We start from the raw sequence: 978 nt of genomic DNA on the forward strand, positions 1-978 counted from the left end.
TTCGTCAACAGCACCTTCCGCTCCCTGACCGGCTGGAGCGAGGGCGAGCCGCCGCTGTGTGCGCTCGAACGCCAGTTCGCCGACGATGCAGACAGCGCCGACGCCTTCCGCCGCCTGTGCGAGCGGGTCAAGGGCGGCTATTCCGGCTCCATCGAGCTGGCGGTCCGCCAGCAGGGGCGCGCTGCCGAATGGCGCCGCATCCAGGGCCAGCCCATCGACGGGCACGCCGGGGCGGTGATGTGGCGCGTCGAGGACATCACCGCGCGGCGCGAGCTGGAGCAGGTGACGCGGCGCGAACAGACCCAGCTCGTCGATTTCATGGACCATGCGCCGGTCGGCTTCTTCTCGGTGGACCAGGACGGGCACTTCCAGTTCGTGAACGCGACCCTGGCGAAGTGGCTGGGCTGCGCGCCGGAGGATCTGGTCGAGGGCGGGCGCCGCCTTCACGACGTGCTGGCCCATCCGCCCGCCTCCTCCGCTCCCTACGACCTCCTGGACGGCGGCGGGATGGAGCAGCGCGGCGAGATCGCCATGGATGGGCTCCAGGGCCGCCGCTTCCAGGCCTATGTCGCGCAGAGCGTGGTGAGGGGCGAGGATGGGCGGATTTCGCACACCCGTTCCGTCGTGCGCGACCTGACGCCGGAACGCGAGTGGCAGGAGGCCCTGCGGCTGTCCGAGCAGCGCTTCCAGCGCTTCTTCGAGGACGCGCCCATCGGCATCGCCCTGGTGGACGAGGGCGGGCGGCTGGCCGAGTGCAACCAAGCCTTCCTGGCGCTGATCGGCAGCGAGGCCGGCAACGTTCTCGGGCGGGGCATGGCCGACCTGATCGTTCCGGCGGAGCGCGCCATGGTGACCGAGCGGCTGACCGCCGTGCAGGGCGGTTCCGACCCCGCCGCCCCTCTGGAGGTCCGGCTGACCGGCGGGCGCGAGCTGGTGGCCCAGCTCTACGCGCGGCGGCTCGGCGGGGTGGGGCCGGAA

Annotated in this window: 1 protein-coding gene; it reads left to right on the plus strand. The window is 72.2% G+C overall.

The genetic code is table 11. From position 1 onward, the window contains the following. Positions 1-978: PAS domain-containing protein (locus tag GBZ26_RS29530; RefSeq protein ID WP_174441821.1), on the plus strand; the 978-nt coding region annotated here is incomplete at both ends.

It is taken from the genome of Azospirillum formosense, from assembly GCF_013340925.1.
Taxonomy (GTDB): Bacteria; Pseudomonadota; Alphaproteobacteria; order Azospirillales; family Azospirillaceae; genus Azospirillum; species Azospirillum formosense.